The organism is Streptomyces sp. NPDC056169, assembly GCF_042268445.1.
Lineage (GTDB): Bacteria > Actinomycetota > Actinomycetes > Streptomycetales > Streptomycetaceae > Streptomyces.
Genome location: NZ_JBHJUO010000029.1, coordinates 11,654 through 28,001, shown reverse-complemented (window position 1 = coordinate 28,001; position 16,348 = coordinate 11,654). Strand labels below are relative to the sequence as shown.

Here is a 16,348-nt window from a genome sequence, read left to right as displayed (position 1 = left end):
CAGGACTTCAGTCTTTCCGCACCGATGGCCGGAACCGTATCAGGAGGTTGACGCAGCATGTCCGTACTGGAACGCGCCAGGGAACTCCAGCCCGATCTCGTGCGGCTCCGCCGCTCGCTGCACCGGGAGCCGGAGCTCGGCCTCCGGCTGCCGCGTACGCAGGAGAAGGTCCTCGCCGCGCTCGACGGTCTCCCCCTCGAGATCACGCTGGGCCGGGAGCTGACCTCGGTCACGGCCGTGCTGCGCGGCGGCCGTCCCGGCGGGGCGGTGCTGTTGCGGGGTGACCTGGACGCACTGCCGGTGGACGAGCTGACGGGCGTGGAGTACGCCTCCGAGCTGCCGGGACGGATGCACGGCTGCGGGCACGACCTGCACACCGCCGGACTCGTCGGCGCGGCGACGCTGCTCGCGGACCGTCGGGAGAGCCTCCAGGGCGACGTGGTGTTCATGTTCCAGCCGGGCGAGGAGGGGCACAACGGTGCAGGCGCGATGATCGACGAGGGTGTCCTGGGCGCGGCGGGCAAGCCGCTCGACGCGGCCTTCGCCCTGCACGTCTCGGCCAATCGGCTGCCCGGCGGCTGGATCGCGTCCCGGCCCGGCACGGTCATGACGGCATCCGACGTCCTGCGGGTGACGGTTCGCGGCGAGGGCGGGCACGGTTCGGCTCCGCACCATGCCAAGGACCCCGTGCCGGCCGTCTGCGAGATGGTGACCGCGCTGCAGAACTGGGTGACGCGCACCTTCGACATCTTCGACCCGGTGGTGGTCACCGTCGGGCGGCTGCACGCCGGCACGCAGCAGAACGTCATCCCGGACACGGCCGAGTTCGAGGCGACCGTACGCAGTTACTCGGAGGCCAACCACGAGCGGCTCGCCGCGGGGCTGCCGCGCCTGGTGCGCGGGATCGCGGCCGCACACGGCCTGGACGTGGAGGTGGAGTACGAGATGCTCTATCCGGTCACCGTCAACGAGCCGGCCGCGACGGCGTTCGCGCTGGACACGGCGCGCGAGCTGTTCGGCCCGGGAGAGGTGTGGGAGGCGCCGCAGCCGGCCAGCGGTTCGGAGGACTTCTCCCTCGTACTGAACAAAGTGCCCGGCGCGATGCTGCTGGTCGGCGCGGCGCCCGAAGGCGTGGACGTAGCGAAGGCGCCCCAGAACCACTCCCCGCGGGCGGTCTTCGACGACCGGGTGCTCCACCGCCAGGCGGCACTGCTCAGCGAGCTCGCGGAGCAGCGGCTCGCCGCTGGGGCGTCGGCATGACGGCCCCGCGCGGGACGGGCGAGGCGGCGGCGCCCCGGGTGACCGCCGTGGTGGGCCTGCTCGTCGTGTTCGAGCTGGTCAGCGGCTTCCTCCAGGGTTCGGCGCCGGCGCTGGTGCCGGCGGTTCAGGACTGGCAGTCCATCAGCGCGTCCCAGGCGCAGTGGTACATGGCGGTGCAGTTCCTGTCGGCCGCGGTCGCGGTGCCGGTGTTCGGGCGGCTCGGAGACCTGTACGGGCACCGTCGGCTCACCCGGGTCGCGCTGGTCTGCGTCGCGGCGGGCACCGTCCTGGTGGCTCTCGCACCGAACCTGACGGTGCTGCTGGTGGGCCGTGCCTTGATGGGCCCGCTGGCGGCGCTGTTGCCGCTGGAGATCGGGCTCGTACGGGACCGGCTCGACCTGGAGGGCGGGCGACGGGCGGTGGGGCTGCTTGTCGGCGCGCTCACCCTCGGCTCGCTCCTCGGGCATGCTCTGGTGGGCCCCCTGCTCGCCCTCACCGGTGGCATCCGGCTCACGCTCTCGGTCCTCGCCGCGCTCGCGTGTGCCTGCCTGGCCCTGTCGTACTGCGCCATCCCGGAGTCCCGGACGCTTGCGCCGGGCCGGATGGACTGGTCGGGGGCGCTGCTGCTCGGCCTCTCGCTGCTGCTGCTCCTCGGCACGACGGCGCGCGGCGCGACCTGGGGCTGGACCTCTCCGCTCACCCTGGGCGGTATCGCGCTCTCCCTGGCCCTGCTGGCCTGGTGGGTCCGGCTCGAACGGGACCGACCGCACGCCCTGGTCGACGTCCGGGCGGTGGCCCGCCGCCAGTCCGCGCCTTACTACGTCTCAGGCTTCCTTTTCGGCGCGGTGATGCTGGGCGGGCAGGCGGTCGGCATCTCGTATCTGGCCGCGTCCACGGCCGACGAGGGGTACGGGTTCGGGCTCACCACCTGGGAGATCAGCGCATGGGGCGCGGTGCCGCATGTGCTGGCGTTCACCGGGGCGAGCCTCGTCGCCCGGGTGGCGGCCCGCACCGGCTACCGCCGGATGCTGCTGCTCTCCTTCGCACTGATGGCGGCGGGGAACGTGGGGCTGATCGCCACGCACGCCGCGCTGCCACTGTTCGCCCTGGCGTCCGCCGTCGCCGGCTTCGGCATGGGCCTGGCCCTGGGCGGCCTGCCCACCCTGATCGTGGAACGCAGCGCCACGGACCGTACGGCGAGTGCTACCGCCGTCTACAACAACCTGAAGACCCTGGGCGGCAGTGTCGCGGGCGCGGGCTCGGCGGTCGTCCTCGGCTCGCTCGTCGTCGGGGGTACGGAGGTCCCGGCGCTCTCCGCTTATCTGACGATCTGGGGGCTGAGCGCGCTGCTGTGCGTGGGTGCTCTGATCCTCCAGATGCTGACCGGTCGTGAGGCGCATGCTCCGGGTGCGACGGGGAGTCCGGCTCCGGCGCGCGTATGACGGGCGGTACGGCCACGCCGGGCCTCGGTCGGACGGTTTGAACGCGACGTTCCGCCGCGGTACCGCACTCGACGGGCAGATCGCCGCCGCGCGCCGTGAACTCTCCGGCGCTGAAACGGTGTTCGGCTTCGGCCCGGCGATGGGCAGCGAGGACTTCTCCCTGCCGGCACCCGACGGCGTCCCGCGCCACTACGGGTACGTCACCTCGACCCGGCCGACGTGTGGGAGGCGGTCCCCGGCACGGACCTGGCCGAGAGGATCGGCGAGGTGCCGGGGAAGACGACGGGGGAGGCGTAGTGGACGATCACCAAGTCGAGCGCGGGGAAGCGCACGCGGCGGGGGTAGCCGTCGGGGACGCCGGAGACGATGGTCGGGGCGACGGCTTCCGGCACGATCTGGCGGTCGCCGATCGCACCGCCGCAGCGGATCATCTCGCCGAGGCGGGCCAGGTCGCGGGCGGTGGCGCTGAATCCGCCGCAGGAGACCTCGGAGCCCTCCGTGCCGAGGAGGTAGTACGCGTCCTCCTCGGTCGCCGATGCAGGACCAGACCATCTCGGACAGCAGGGCCGAGGTGGTGGTGCCGGTGACACGGCGCAGGGCCTCGACGTTGTCGTTCTCGTAGCGGAAACCGGTTCCCGGCGTGCCGGTCGCCTGTGCGGTGGCGAGGACAGCGAAGGAGCGCTGGGCTTCGAGTGCCTTGTCGTACGGGCGGCCCGCGTAACTCATCTGCGTGCCCATGTGGAGGAGGTGGTCGACCTGGGCTTCGCCGAAGGCGGTGCCGGCGAGCTCGGGGACGTACGTGTCGACCCCCGTGAGCGTGCGGGTCTGACCTCGTGGTCTCGTGAACGCGAGGCCGTCGAGGGCGCCGGTCGGCGCGGCGGGCAGTGCGGCGCCGCCTGAGCCTCGCCAGACATGGCGGCTCGGAATGAGTTCTCGACCCGAGTGGTATGCCGTCGGGCCCAGGCGGGATCCGTGTATCCCCGCGCCCACACGAGGTCGGCCAAGGAGGGAATGCCTGCCACGCGCCCGCTCCGCTTTTTCGGTCGTGCGCCGACTGGGCTCGTTACCGTACATCTTGTCCGGTAACTCGACCAGGCGTGACAAGGGGGAACGCGTCAGGGCGCACGGGGAAGGCGCGGTTCAGGGAGTGAGGTCGAGGGCTCCGGGGGCGTCGGACGGGGCGAGTCCGGTGGCCCAGACGCGGCCGTACACCGAGAGGTCGCGCAGGTGGGCGGTGATCTCGGCGGCGCTGTAGCCGGTGTCGTTCTCGACCCACCAGGTCAGCAGGCCGATGAGTTCACCGGTCCAGGCCCGGGCGACGACGTCGAGGGGGATCCTCGGTGTCACCGCGAGCTGCTCGGTCCGTGCGCGGAAGGCCGCTTCGGCGTGCGCGCGGATGAGGTCGGTGAACTCGCGCAGGGCCCGGCCGTCGCCCTCGCCTCGAAGGACTACCTGGTAGACGGGTTTCTCCTGCTCGGCGTGTTCGAAGATGTACTTCACCGGCAGTCCGGTGAAGCCCTCGGCGTGCGCCTGTCGGACCGCCGGCAGGAGGCGGTCCCGGTCCTCGGCGAGGTCGCGGACGATGCCGACCAGGAGGTCCTCCTTGTCGCGGTAGTGAGCGTAGAAGGTTGCCCGGCCGACGTCGGCACGTTCGGTGATCTCCTCGACCGTGATCGCGTGGAACCCCTTCTCCAGGACCAGTTCGACCAGGGCCTGGCGCAGTGCGGCCCGCGTCCTGCGGACGCGGCGGTCTCCCGCGGGCTTCATGTCCACTTCGTTTCCTTCTCGTCCGAACCGTTGACCTGACCCTAACGCTGCCTTTACGTTTCCGCACACCAAGCTTGCTACCGGACAGACTGTTCGGAAACTCTGGAGGTGCGATGAACTTCGGGCGGTACGTACGCCGGACTGCCGGCCACCAACCCGATGCCGAGGCGGTGGTCTGCGGACCCGTGAGGCTGACGTACGCGGAACTCGACGAACACAGCGACAGGCTCGCGACGGCCCTGCGCGCGCTCGGCCTGAGCCGGGGCGACCGGGTGGCGACCCTCGCGGGCAACCGCGCGGAACTGGTCGTCACGGAAGTCGCCCTCTACAAGGCCGGCTTGGCCCGGGCGCCGATCAACGCCAGGCTCGGAGCCGCCGAGGTGGCTCACCTGCTCGCCGAGTCCGACGCCAGGCTCCTGCTGGCGGACGCGGCCCATCTGGACATCGCCCGCTCCGCTGTGCCCGGCACGGCAGTGAGAACCGTCCTCGGCTACGACGGCCCGAGCGATCTCGGCCCGGGGTATGCCGAGACCCTCGCGGGCATCGAGCCGGAACCCGTCGAGACGGAGTGCGGCGAGGGTGACATCGCCGTCCTGCACTTCACCTCGGGGTCCACCGGCAAGCTCAAGGCGGCAGTCCAGACCTACGGCAACCGGCTCGCCCTGATGCGCAAGTCGGCGATGAGCGCCGACACCCGGGTGGGCCCCGGAGACCGGCAGATCCTGGCCGGGCCGGTCACCCACGCCTCCGGCATGCCGCTGATGGGCACCTTCTTCGCCGGCGGCTGTGCGATCGTGCTGCCCCGCTGGGACGCCGAGGAGTTCCTCGCCACCGTTCAGCGCGAGCGCGCCACCCATGCCTTCGTCGTGCCGACGATGGTCAACACCGTCCTCGCGTTGCCCAACGCCCGCGACTACGACCTCTCCACCCTCCGCCAGCTGATCTACGGCGCCGCGCCGATGTCACCGGCCCGGATCAGGGCCGCCTGGGACCTCTTCGGCCCTGTCCTGTCCCAGGGATACGGGTGTGGCGAGACCACCTCCGGCGTGCTCTTCCTCTCCACGGAGGACCACCGGCGGGGGATCGAGGGCGAGGACGAGGAGCTGCTGCTGTCCTGCGGCCGTCCGCTCGCCGAGGCCGAGGTCGCCATCGTCGACGACAGCGGACAGCCCGTCGCCGACGGAGAAATCGGAGAGATCGCCGTCCGCGGCCCCGATGTCGTTCCCGGCTACCACAACGAGCCGAACCTCACCGCGGAGATCTTCCGGGACGGCTGGTTCCTCACCGGCGACCTTGCCCGCCGCCGTTCCGACGGCTACGTCTTCATCGTCGACCGCAAGAAGGACATGATCGTCTCCGGCGGGTTCAACATCTACGCCGTCGAGGTCGAGTCTGTCCTGCACCAGCACCCCGGCGTCTACGAGGCCGCCGTCGTCGGCGTCCCGGACGAGCAGTGGGGCGAGGCCGTCAAGGCGGTCGTCGTGACGCGCGACGGAGCCACCCTCACCGAGGCCGACCTCATCGACTTCTGCGCCGAGCACCTGGCCCGCATGAAGAAGCCCCGCTCGGTCGACTTCGCCGCGGCCCTGCCCCACAACCCCAACGGCAAGATCGACCGCCGCGCCATCCGCGACCGCTACTGGGCGGGCGCCGAGCGCCACGTCAACTGAACAGGACCCCTGGCATGCCTTTCACCCTCGAACCCTCCTACGACGACAATCCGCGCCTCCAGGACCTCGTCGTCCGACTGCGCGCCTACCTCCGCGACGAGCTCATCCCGTACGAGCGCGAGCACGGCATCACCCCGGAGACCAAGCTCGACCGCACCACCCTCGAACACGTCTGGAAGCGCAGCGCGGAACTCGGCTTCTACGGCATCAGCCTGCCCCCCGAACTCGGCGGCCAAGGCCTGAGCTTCTACGAACTGTGCGCCCTGAAGGAGGAGCTGACCGCCTCCGGTGCCGCGCTCTCCCACTCGGTCCTCGGCGACATGGGCGGTCCGCTGCGTGTCGGCGCGATCGTGAAGTACGCCACCGAGCAGCAGCGGGACCGCTATCTGATGCCCGTCGTCCGAGGCGAGCGGGCCTGCTGCTTCTCCATCACGGAGGAGGACGCGGGATCCGACGTACGCCGCATGACGACCACCGCCACCCCGGACGGGGACACCTACGTCCTCAACGGCAAGAAGGTGTTCAGCTCGGCCGCCCCCTTCGCGGACTTCGCGATCGTCGTCGCCCGCATGGCCGGCACCGAGGAGGCGTACAGCGCGTTCCTCGTCGACCTGGACACCCCCGGCTGCACGGTTCTCGAAGGCGAAGTGCCCATGTCCGGGCAGCAGATGGAGGGCGACCTCGTCTTCGAGAACTGCCGGATCCCCGCCGGCAACCTCCTCGGTGAGATCGGTCAGGGCCTGCGCATCGGCATCGGCCGCATCACCCTCAACCGCCTGCTGCACTGCCCGTCCCTCATCGGCGCCGCCCGCCGCGCCTGGGACCTGTCGGTCGAGTACGCCACGAACCGCGTCGTCTTCGGCCAGCCGCTCCTCGCCCATCAGGCCATCCACCACAAGATCGCCGAGATGGCCACCGAGATCTACGCCGCCCGCGCGATGGTGATGAACACCGCAGCGAAGGCCGACCGGGGAGACAACGTCTCCGTCGAGGCCAACATGTGCAAGCTCTTCACCTCCGAGGCGTCGTTCCGCGTCGCCGACCAGGCGGTCCAGATCCATGGCAAGGCCGGGCTCACCCGAGGCCACGAGGTCGAGCAGATCTTCCGCAGCCTGCGGATGTTCCGGATCGTCACCGGAACCACCGAGATCCACAAGAACGCCATCGCCAAGGGCCTGATCTGACCGACCCCTTGGCGCCCAGGGCGGTGCCGCGGGCCCCCGCTTCGGCGAGCGGGTCCGCGGCCACGGGGACAACCGCCCACCTGTACGAACCCCTGCTCCACCCGCATCCGCAGGAGTCGCCCCATGGCACCCCGTACCGCCGCCGCGCAGTCCCGGCACATCGCCGCCCCGGCACCCGACCGCCGCAGAGCCTGGCTGATCATGGCGATGATCGTGGCCTTCATGGTCATCAACTACGCCGACAAATCGGTCCTCGGCCTCGCCGCCGTCCCGATCATGGAGGAACTCGAGCTCAGCAACAGCACCTACGGCCTGATCTCCAGCTCCTTCTTCTTCCTCTTCAGCGTCTCGGGACTCCTCGTCGGATTCGTCTCCACCCGGATCTCCAGCAGGGTGCTGTTGCTCGTCATGACCGTGTTGTGGGCCGTGGCCCAGCTCCCGGTCCTCGTGGTGGCCACGGTCCCGACCCTGATGGCCGGCCGCATCCTGCTCGGCGCCGCCGAGGGACCGGCCGCGTCCATGTCCATGCACGCTCTCTACAAGTGGTTCCCGCCGGAGCGCCGCGCCCTGCCCTCGGCCCTCCAGATCGGCGGGGCGGCCCTGGGCACACTCATCGCGGCGCCCGTGGTCACCTGGCTGATCGACGGCTTCGGCTGGCGCTCCGCGTACGCCGTCCTGGCGGTCGTCAGCGCCTGCTGGGCGCTGGTGTGGTGGCGCGTCGGCCACGACGGTCCGTACGACCACAAGCACATGGCCGCCGGATCCGGCGGGCTCCGGCTGCCGTACCGCAGGATCCTGTTGACGGGCACGGTGCTCGGCAGCATCGCCAGCGCTTTCGGAGCGGCGTGGGCGCTGTCCCTCAGCCACGCCTGGCTGCCCGCCTACTTCAGGACGCAGATGGACATGTCGGCGGCGGCCTCCGCGACCGCCATCAGTGTCATGTCCGGCTTCGGACTGGTGCTGCTGCTGGCGGTCTCCCCGTTCGTGGACGCGTTGAAATCCCGTGGTGTGAGCAGCCGTTGGTCCAGCGGGGCGGCGCAGAGCATCGCCGTGTGCGTGGCCGGGTGCGCGATGACGGCGTTCCCGTTCGTCGACGCGTCCGGCCCCCGGCTGGTGCTGATCGCGCTGGCCTTCGGCGGTACCGCGATCGCCGTTCCCCTCCACTACATGACGACCGCGGAGGTCGTCCCTCCTGCCCAGCGCGGAGCCGTCTTCGGCATCGTCGCCGGTATCGGCACCTTGCCAGGACTCGTGGCGCCGTTCCTGGCCGGCCACCTCATCGACACGGCCGGCACCCCGGCCGCCGGCTACACCACCGCCTTCCTCGTCGCAGGCGCGGTGATGCTCGCGGCCGGCGTCTTCGCCCTGGCGGCCATCCGCCCGGACCGGGACGCCGTACGCCTGGGGCTCGGCGCAGGGCCGCAGTCGTTTGGATAGGCCGCCTCGCCCGCCCCCACGTACGTCGAACGCAAGCGCCGGCAGGCTCCTCGCGGGAAGCGGAAGGTGCGGGCTGCCACTCGTTTCTCCCCGGTTTCTTCCCATCGAGCGCCACCTCAGGAGGAGCGTCCGGCCCTGGTAGGACAGGCCTTCACGCCGGATGCAGCGGCTACGTATCGCGACCGGAAGGGCGGCTGGTAGGGAGAGCACACAGTGGGCGGTGAGCCCTCCACGGCTGCGTCGGGCAGGTGGGAGTCGCGGGTTGGCCCGGATGACGAGAAGCCGATCGAGCACGGGCTCTCGCTGCCCGGCCCCCGCTTCTCCCCGCAGTGCGGTCCGGGAGCGGGATCGTGGCGGAGTGTTCCGGCGTCGGCCGGTTGTGCGAGCTGCCCGGGCAGGCCATCAGGTGTGCTGTGCGAGGAACGCTGCGAGTTCCTTGGCGTAGGTGTGGGGGTCGACGTTCCAGGCGCCGGTGTGGGGTGCCCCTTCCACGGTGACGAGTCTGACCTTGTCGGGCCAGTCATGGGCGAACGCGGCGCTGGTGGCGTATGGCACCACGGTGTCGCCGGTGCCGTGGAAGAGCAGGACGGGCTGCTTGGGGCCGCCGGTGCGCCGGTTGGCGGCCAGGGCGTCGATGTCGTCGAGGTCGACGTCGGCGCGCAGGCCCAGGATCCCGGCTTGGAGGGCGGCGAAGGGCGTGGGGAGTCCGAGGCCGGCGACGATGGTGTCGAGGGTCGCGCGGTAGTCGAGGGCGGGCGAGTCGAGGACGACGGCGCGCACGGCGCTGGTGTCGGCCGCGCGTTGGAGGTAGGTCTCGATGATGCCTCCGCCCATGGAGTGGCCGAGCAGGACGACGCCGGTGGCCCCGTGGCCGCGGGCGTAGCGGACGGCGGCGTCGAGGTCGCGCCATTCGGTGTCGCCGAAGTGCCGGGTGTTGCTGCTGTCCCGGGGCGCGCCGGGGTCGTTGCGGTAGGTGATGTCGAGGACGGGGTGGCCGAGGTCGTGCAGTTGGGGCATGGTGCGCAGTCCCGCAGCGCGTCCGGCGCCGAGGCCATGGACCTGGACGACCCATGTGGTGCCGGAACCGGGGAGGAACCAGGCGGGCATCGGGCCCAGTTCGCCGGGGTAGGTGACGTCCTGGTGGTCGAGGCCGAGGGCTCGCTCGGGGTCGGTGTTCCAGACGGTGACGATGACCTTCGCTTTGGCGCCCTGGGCGGGCGGGGTGCCGGCGGTGAGTTCGCGGGTGACGGTGTCGTCGTCGGAGGCGAGGACGGGGCCGAGGGTGCCGTGGTGGCGCTGGTCGGTCTCCTCGTCCTGCCAGACCAGGCCGTACGTGCCGGTGGCGCGGCTCTCGGTGGTGGCGGGGAGGGTCACCGTTCCCGGTGCGGAGGCGACGATGTGGGTGTTCAGCGGGGTGTCGTCCATGGGGTGGACGAGTCGGCCCGCAGCCAGCCAGAGCAGGCCGGCGGCGGCACCGAGGACGAGGACGACGGTACTGGCGAGGCCGACCAGCAGACGTCGGCGCAGTCGGGAACGGTGGGTGCGACGGCCGGGTGCGGCGGTCTCCGGGCAGGCCTCGGGCCCGGGTGCCTTCGGGACGGGGGCTCCCAGGGCGGCGGCCTCGGGGGGAGCCGTCTCCGGTGGGGTGGGCTCGGTGGGGGTGCGGTCGTGGGGCATGGGCGGTGACGGCTCCCGTTTCATGCGTGCTTGAGGGCGGTGTGACCGGCGGTGAGGGTGATGCCGGTCGGGGTGGCGGCGACGGTGGCGGGCTTGAGCGTGGCTTGTCCTATGCCGTCGGCTTCCGGCCGAGCGATGCTCGCGGCGCCCGCTGCGTATCCCTAGGTCGGATAGGCCAGCAGGCCCGCGTCGATCTTTTCCCAGGCTGCCCTGAGCTCGGCCACCAGATGCGGCTCATGTGCCGACCGGTCCGCGTACTCCCGCTGGTCCTGCTCCAGGTCGTAGAGCGTGTCCTTGCCGTTCTTGTGCGGGAACCTGGCCTTGGCGGCGCGGTGGTACTTCCACTTGCCGCGGCGCAGGGCCCGTTCCTCGCGGGTGCGCCAGAAGAGGTCCCGCTCGGGTCCCTTTTCGCCGCGCAACAGGTATCCGGTGAGGCTCACGCCGTCCAGTGGTGTGTTCGGGTCGGGGCGGGCTCCGGCGACGTCGAGGAAGGTGGCGGTCCAGTCCGGAGTGAACACGGGTACGCGGCTGACCTGGCGGCCGTCGACACGGGCGGGCCACCGCATGATGGTCGGCACCCGGATTCCGCCTTCGAGCAGCGCGTACTTGCCCCCGGTCAGCGGCCAGCTGTCGGAGTAGCGCTCCCCGCCGTTGTCGCTGGAGAAGACGACAAGGGTGTCGCGTTCCTGCCCCGAGCGCTTGAGGGCCCGCATCACCTCGCCGACGGAACGGTCGAGGCCCTCGACCATTTCGCGGTATTTGGCCAGGGACCCGCCGTCCAGATGCGCGAGAGCGAGTTGGGCCTGTTCGAGCGGTAGCTCGCGGACGAGATTCTCCAGCCGCTTGGCCTCCTCCGTGTCGCCCTCGGCGATCCAGGGCCAGTGCGGGGTGGTGAAGTTGAGGTTGAGCAGCCACGGCTTGTCGTGGTCGCGTGCGATGAACTCGCCCGCCCGCTCGGTGAGGACCCGGGTGTAGTAGCGCAGATCCTTGTAGGGCGTCCCGCCCTCGTACAGGTCGTAGATCCTGTCGCTGGTGAGCTTCGAGTAGTACTCCAGGGCACCGCCGAAGTTCCCGAAGAACTCGTCCCAGCCCGACCTGGTGGGGGAGTAGTCCGGCAAGAAGCCGCAGTGCCACTTGCCGATCATCGCCGTCGTGTACCCGGCCCGGCCCAGGAGCGAGGCCAGCGTGGGGTGGGTGGGTTCGAGACCGACGGTGGACCGCTCGATGATCGGCTCCTCAAGACCGGCCTGCGTACGCCCCGGATAGCGGCCGGTGTAGAGGCTGAGCCGGGTGGGCGAGCACGTCGAGGACCCCGCGTAGCCATCGGTGAACCGCACGCCCTGCGCGGCGAGTCGATCGAGGTTCGGGGTCTTGATGTGCGGCGACCCGTAGCAGGCGAGGTCGGCCCAACCGAGATCGTCGGCGAGTATGTAGAGCAGGTTCGGCCTCTTGGCCCTGCGGTCCGTGGCGGCGTGGAAGGGCCGCTCCTCGGCGGCCCCTGACGCGGCCGGCACCGCGTGGGCCCCCGAGGCGGGCAGACCCACCGCCGCGGCTGTCCCTGCTCCGACCGCACCGCCGAAGGCTCGTCGCGACAGGTTCTGTTCAGGCTTGGGCACAGTTCGCTCCTTGTGCCGGGCGCGACGCGGAATCGGCGCTGCCCGGGAGGTAGGGAAGACAGGGCGAGAGCATGAAGCGGTGAGGCAGCTCGACGGGGCCGGTCATGTGTCGTGGCGCCCGTCCGTTCCCGAGGAACTGCCTTTTCCGGGTACCAGCTTGACCACCGCGATGATCGCGAGTTCATCTCTGATGACCCCTTTCTGTGTGTTCTCTGGGAATCCCCGGCTCGCGAAAGGGGGGAACTGGGCAATCGGGTCGCTTTCCTGGCGGCGGGGAGGCCGGATTCCCAGGAAACTCCCAGGAACTCTCCGAAAGCTGCGAAGTCCGGTTGGGAGAGTGCAGCCACGCCGACGGACGACGGCACCGGCGAACGTCACGTTCGCCCTCCCGAATGTGACGTTCGCCGAACCCCTGTGTGCGGGTGCCGTTCGACCACCTCGTCAAGGTCGTCCGCCCGGCGGTCTCCCGTATGCCGATCCCCTCCCAGGAGCCACCCGTGGCAGCCCTTCTCTACCGACTCGGCCGGTTCGCTCACCGGCGCCGCCATCTCGTGGTCCTGTTGTGGATCTCAGTGCTCACGCTGGCCGGGGTGGCCGCCGCCCGGGCCCCCGCCGCCGGGCCCACGTCCTTCGCCATGCCCGGCACCGAGTCCCAGCGGGCCTACGACCTGATCGACGAGCGGTTCGAAGGACAGCGGGCCGACGGCGCCACGGCACGGGTGGTCTTCGAGGCGCCGGAGGGCAGCAGGATCACGGATCCGGCCCTGCGGGACGTGGTCTCAGCCACCGTCGACGCATTGGCTGCCGGACCCGAAGTGGCCCAGGTGACCGATCCGTTCGAGGCCAGGACCGTCAGCGCCGACCGGTCGGCCGCCTACGCGCAGGTGACGTACGAGGTTTCCGGCACGGAACTCTCCGAGAGGTCCCGGCAGGCCCTCAGCGACACGATGGCGAAAGCCTCCCGTTCGGGCATGACGGTCGAGGCCGGGGGCGCCGCCCTCAAGGGAGAGCGGGGATCCCACGCGGCCGAGGCCGTCGGACTCGCCGTCGCGGCCGTCGTCCTGCTGATCACCTTGGGTTCGCTGCTCGCCGCCGGGCTGCCGTTGGTCACCGCGCTCATCGGCGTGGGCATCGGCGTGTGCTCCATCACCGCCCTGGCGTCGGCGTTCGCACTGGACTCCACGACGTCCGTGCTGGCCATGATGCTGGGCCTGGCCGTGGGCATCGACTACGCCCTGTTCATCGTGTCGCGCTACCGCAGTGAGCTGGCCGACGGTCGGCTGCCGGAGGACGCGGCCGGGCGGTCTCTCGGCACGGCGGGCTCGACGGTGATCTTTGCCGGTCTGACCGTGGTGATCGCGCTCGCCGGCCTGGCCGTGGTCGACATCCCGCTGCTCACGAAGATGGGCGTCGCGGCGGCGGGCACCGTGATCCTGGCCGTACTGGTCGCGCTGACGCTCGTTCCCGCGCTCTTGGGCGTGGCCGGCGGGCGCATCAAGGCGCCGAGGGCGCGGAACAAGCCGACGGACCCCGAGTCCGCGGACGGCTCCCGCACACCGCGGGCATCGAACACGGGCGGCCGCTGGGCGTCGTTCGTGATCCGCCGGCCGGTGGCCGTGCTGGCGGTCGGTGTGGCCGCGCTGTGCACGCTGGCCGTCCCGACGGCGTCCATGCAGCTGGGGCTGCCCGACGAGGGCTCCCAGCCGGTGACCAGCACGCAGCGCAAGGCGTACGACCTCATCTCGGAGCACTTCGGCCCCGGCTTCAACGGACCGCTCCTCGTCGTCGCCGACGCGCGGGGGAGCGACGACCCGAAGCGGGCGGTGGGCGAACTCACCACCGTCATGAAGGACATCGACGGAGTCGCCACCGTCGGCCCGCCCCGATTCAACGACGCCGGCGACACGGCCGTGATCACCGTCATCCCCGCGTCACGCCCCGGAGGCGCCGAGACGGAGGCCGTGGTCCACGCAATCCGTGAGGCGGGCGACGTCATGAACGGCGACGGCGGTCGGCTGATGGTTTCCGGAGGCACGGCGATGAACATCGACGTGTCGCAGAAGCTGAACGACGCCCTCCTGCCCTACCTCGCCCTCGTCGTCGGACTTGCTTTCCTCCTGCTCATCCTGGTCTTCCGCTCACTCGCCGTGCCGCTGAAGGCCGCCCTGGGATTCCTGCTCTCCGTCGCCGCCTCGCTTGGCGCCGTCGTCGCGGTCTTCCAGTGGGGCTGGCTCTCCTCGCTGCTGGGCGTCACCGACCCGGGGCCCGTGATGTCGATGATGCCGATCTTCATGGTCGGAATCGTCTTCGGCCTCGCCATGGACTACGAGGTGTTCCTGGTCACCCGCATCCGCGAGGCATACGTCAGCGGGCGGACGGCCCGCGAAGCGATCACCGCCGGATTCCGGCACAGCGCCCGTGTGGTGACGGCCGCGGCCCTGATCATGATGGCCGTGTTCGCCGGATTCATGGGGGCGGACGAGCAGATGGTCAAGACCATCGGTTTCGGCCTTGCCGTCGCCGTGTTCATCGACGCTTTCATCGTGCGGATGACCCTTGTCCCGGCCGTACTGGCGCTCATGGGCGACAAGGCGTGGTGGCTTCCCCGCCGGCTCGACTCCGTCCTCCCCCATATCGATGTCGAAGGGGACGACCTGCGGGTCGAAGGCGAGCCCGAAGAGTTCGCCGCACTCGCGCACAGCACCCATTCCTGACATTCGACATACGGAGAGAGAACTCCTCATGCCTGTCCCGCCGAAAAAGAACACATCACAGGAATCCGCGCTGAAAGGCCCGAGAGCGGCCACCCGTCACCTTCTGGAGGGCGCGGGTTCGGTGGTCGTCGCCGTCATGGCGATGGCGCTCATGGGATACGTGGCTCTGCGGAGTCTGCACGCCGAATCGGTCGGCCCGCTGACTCAGCTGGTGCCGCTGCTCCTCGCCATGGCGGTCGGCGGCTCGCTGACGCTGTCGTCGGCGGGCGGCGCGCCGGCCGTGGGCGACGGAGCCGGCGGCGGGCTGGGCGGTCTCTTCGGAGGTGCGGGAGGCGCTGGCGGCATGCGCCTGGAGGTGACGGGCGGCCTGGACCTCATGCCGCTGTCCCTCACGCTCGTCGGCTCCGTGGTTCTCGCCACACTCTTCTTCCGGCCGCTCAGGCGGCGGGCACAGCCCACCGGGCCCGTGCTCGGCGCTCGCTTCGCAGGGGCGGTCCTCGCCGCGGTGACGCTGTTCACCGTGGTCGCCTCCCATGCATCCGGAACGCTGCGGTTGCCGGAGTCCGTCACCTCCAAGCTCGGCCAGGGCAAGGGCGGCGGTCGCACCGGGGGGCGTGGACTCAGTGACGCCATGAAGGACGTCGGCGTCGGCGTCGACGCCGGAGCGGTCGCCGTCCAGGGCCTGATCTGGGCGTTCGTCGTCCTGCTGATCGGCTGTGTCGTCGCCCGCCGCACCACCCTGCCCCGTGGGCTCGCGATGTCCTCCCTCAGGCTCAGGTGGAATCCGGCGGCCTCCGCGGTCGTCGGCGTCCACCTGGTGCTCGCCCTCGTCCCGCTGCTGCTCTCTGCGGCCCTGGCCGCCGTGGCGGCGTGCGGTGGCGACCTGCCGGGCGCCGCCGGGAAGGCCGCCGGAGGGCTGCTGCTCCTGACGCCCAACCTCCTCACGATCCTCCTCACCGCAGGCCAGGGCTCCGCCTGGCAGGGGGTCATGGAGAGGAGTCAGGGCGGCGGCGGTCTCGCGGGCATGCTCGCGGGGCAGACCGATGCGGCCCCCGAGCCGGCTCCCCGCGGCAAGAACGTCATGGACATCGCCGTCGCGGGGATCCCCCTGTGGGCCGTCGGGCTGGCGCTGCTGATCTCCACGCTGCTCGTCTGCGGCTATGTGGCCACCGCCCGGACCCCCCGCCCCACCCCGCGTGAGGCCGGGAACGCACTCCTCGGCTTCCACCTGCAGATCGCGGTGCGCATCGGCGTCGTCACGTCCCTGTGCACGGCCCTTGTGTCCTGGCTCACCACGGCTTCCGGCGGATTCGGCATCGGTATCATGGGCATGCGGTTGGGGGGCGCCACGGCCGACCTGAGCGGGGACTGGCTCCTGGCCTGCCTCACCGGAAGTCTGCTCGGCGGCGCCGCAGGCTACGGTGGAAGCCACCTCCATCGCGTGCTGCTGCGCATGCGGCGAACCGACACAGCTCCTGCCGCGAAGCGCCGCCCCGGCCAGGGTCCGAGCGCGTCCGCGCCGGCGGAGCCCGTACGGCCCGAGGCCGCCGCGGCCAAGAACTCATGAACGCGCCACAAGGC

The 16,348-nt window shown here is 71.0% G+C and carries 11 protein-coding genes; 7 read left to right on the top strand and 4 right to left on the bottom strand.

All coding sequences use genetic code 11. The features are described from left to right. The first annotated feature begins 57 nt into the window (after nucleotides 1-57). Nucleotides 58-1,260 carry a M20 family metallopeptidase gene (locus tag ACFC0G_RS36125; RefSeq protein WP_376412190.1) on the top strand — a complete coding sequence of 401 codons (1,203 nt, stop codon included), beginning with the start codon at nucleotides 58-60 and terminating at the stop codon, nucleotides 1,258-1,260. Then, the gene (locus ACFC0G_RS36120) at nucleotides 1,257-2,702 is read left to right on the top strand and encodes an MFS transporter (protein ID WP_376412187.1); all 1,446 of its coding nucleotides are present in this window, start codon (nucleotides 1,257-1,259) and stop codon (nucleotides 2,700-2,702) included. The genes ACFC0G_RS36125 and ACFC0G_RS36120 overlap by 4 nt, the downstream gene beginning before the upstream one ends. 189 nt (nucleotides 2,703-2,891) lie before the next feature. On the opposite strand, the gene ACFC0G_RS36115 is transcribed toward ACFC0G_RS36120, so the two are convergent. Next, a complete protein-coding gene (locus ACFC0G_RS36115) occupies nucleotides 2,892-3,776 on the bottom strand; it encodes a serine hydrolase (RefSeq protein WP_376412334.1) in 885 nt (294 codons plus the stop codon). Between the two features lie 66 nt (nucleotides 3,777-3,842). Next, nucleotides 3,843-4,475: a TetR/AcrR family transcriptional regulator gene (locus tag ACFC0G_RS36110; RefSeq protein WP_356481791.1), complete on the bottom strand. Its 633-nt coding sequence runs from the start codon at nucleotides 4,473-4,475 to the stop codon at nucleotides 3,843-3,845. Nucleotides 4,476-4,582: 107 nt separating this feature from the next. Between ACFC0G_RS36110 and ACFC0G_RS36105 the strand changes: the two genes are divergently transcribed. The 3 genes from ACFC0G_RS36105 to ACFC0G_RS36095 all read left to right on the top strand — a co-directional run bounded on the left by ACFC0G_RS36105 (nucleotide 4,583) and on the right by ACFC0G_RS36095 (nucleotide 8,760). After that, nucleotides 4,583-6,139, top strand: coding sequence for a long-chain fatty acid--CoA ligase (locus tag ACFC0G_RS36105; RefSeq protein WP_376412184.1), 1,557 nt, complete (start codon nucleotides 4,583-4,585; stop codon nucleotides 6,137-6,139). Between the two features lie 14 nt (nucleotides 6,140-6,153). Beyond that, nucleotides 6,154-7,323 carry an acyl-CoA dehydrogenase family protein gene (locus ACFC0G_RS36100; protein ID WP_376412181.1) on the top strand — a complete coding sequence of 390 codons (1,170 nt, stop codon included), beginning with the start codon at nucleotides 6,154-6,156 and terminating at the stop codon, nucleotides 7,321-7,323. 123 nt (nucleotides 7,324-7,446) lie between these two features. Then, nucleotides 7,447-8,760, top strand: a complete 1,314-nt coding sequence (locus ACFC0G_RS36095; RefSeq protein ID WP_376412178.1) for an MFS transporter — start codon at nucleotides 7,447-7,449, stop codon at nucleotides 8,758-8,760. Nucleotides 8,761-9,162: 402 nt separating this feature from the next. Here ACFC0G_RS36095 and ACFC0G_RS36090 read toward each other — a convergent pair whose 3' ends face one another. Together ACFC0G_RS36090 and ACFC0G_RS36085 are read right to left on the bottom strand one after the other, a co-directional pair. Next, the gene (locus ACFC0G_RS36090) at nucleotides 9,163-10,437 is read right to left on the bottom strand and encodes an alpha/beta hydrolase (RefSeq protein ID WP_376412175.1); all 1,275 of its coding nucleotides are present in this window, start codon (nucleotides 10,435-10,437) and stop codon (nucleotides 9,163-9,165) included. A gap of 161 nt (nucleotides 10,438-10,598) precedes the next feature. Continuing rightward, nucleotides 10,599-12,053, bottom strand: a complete 1,455-nt coding sequence (locus ACFC0G_RS36085; RefSeq protein ID WP_376412172.1) for a sulfatase — start codon at nucleotides 12,051-12,053, stop codon at nucleotides 10,599-10,601. Nucleotides 12,054-12,550: 497 nt separating this feature from the next. Here ACFC0G_RS36085 and ACFC0G_RS36080 point away from each other — a divergent pair, with 497 nt between their 5' ends. Both ACFC0G_RS36080 and ACFC0G_RS36075 read left to right on the top strand, forming a co-directional pair. Continuing rightward, complete coding sequence (locus ACFC0G_RS36080) at nucleotides 12,551-14,767, top strand: MMPL family transporter (RefSeq protein ID WP_376412169.1); 2,217 nt, start codon at nucleotides 12,551-12,553, stop codon at nucleotides 14,765-14,767. Next, a complete protein-coding gene (locus tag ACFC0G_RS36075) occupies nucleotides 14,691-16,334 on the top strand; it encodes a streptophobe family protein (protein ID WP_376412166.1) in 1,644 nt (547 codons plus the stop codon). Before ACFC0G_RS36080 ends, ACFC0G_RS36075 begins: the two co-directional genes overlap by 77 nt. Nucleotides 16,335-16,348 lie beyond the last annotated feature (14 nt).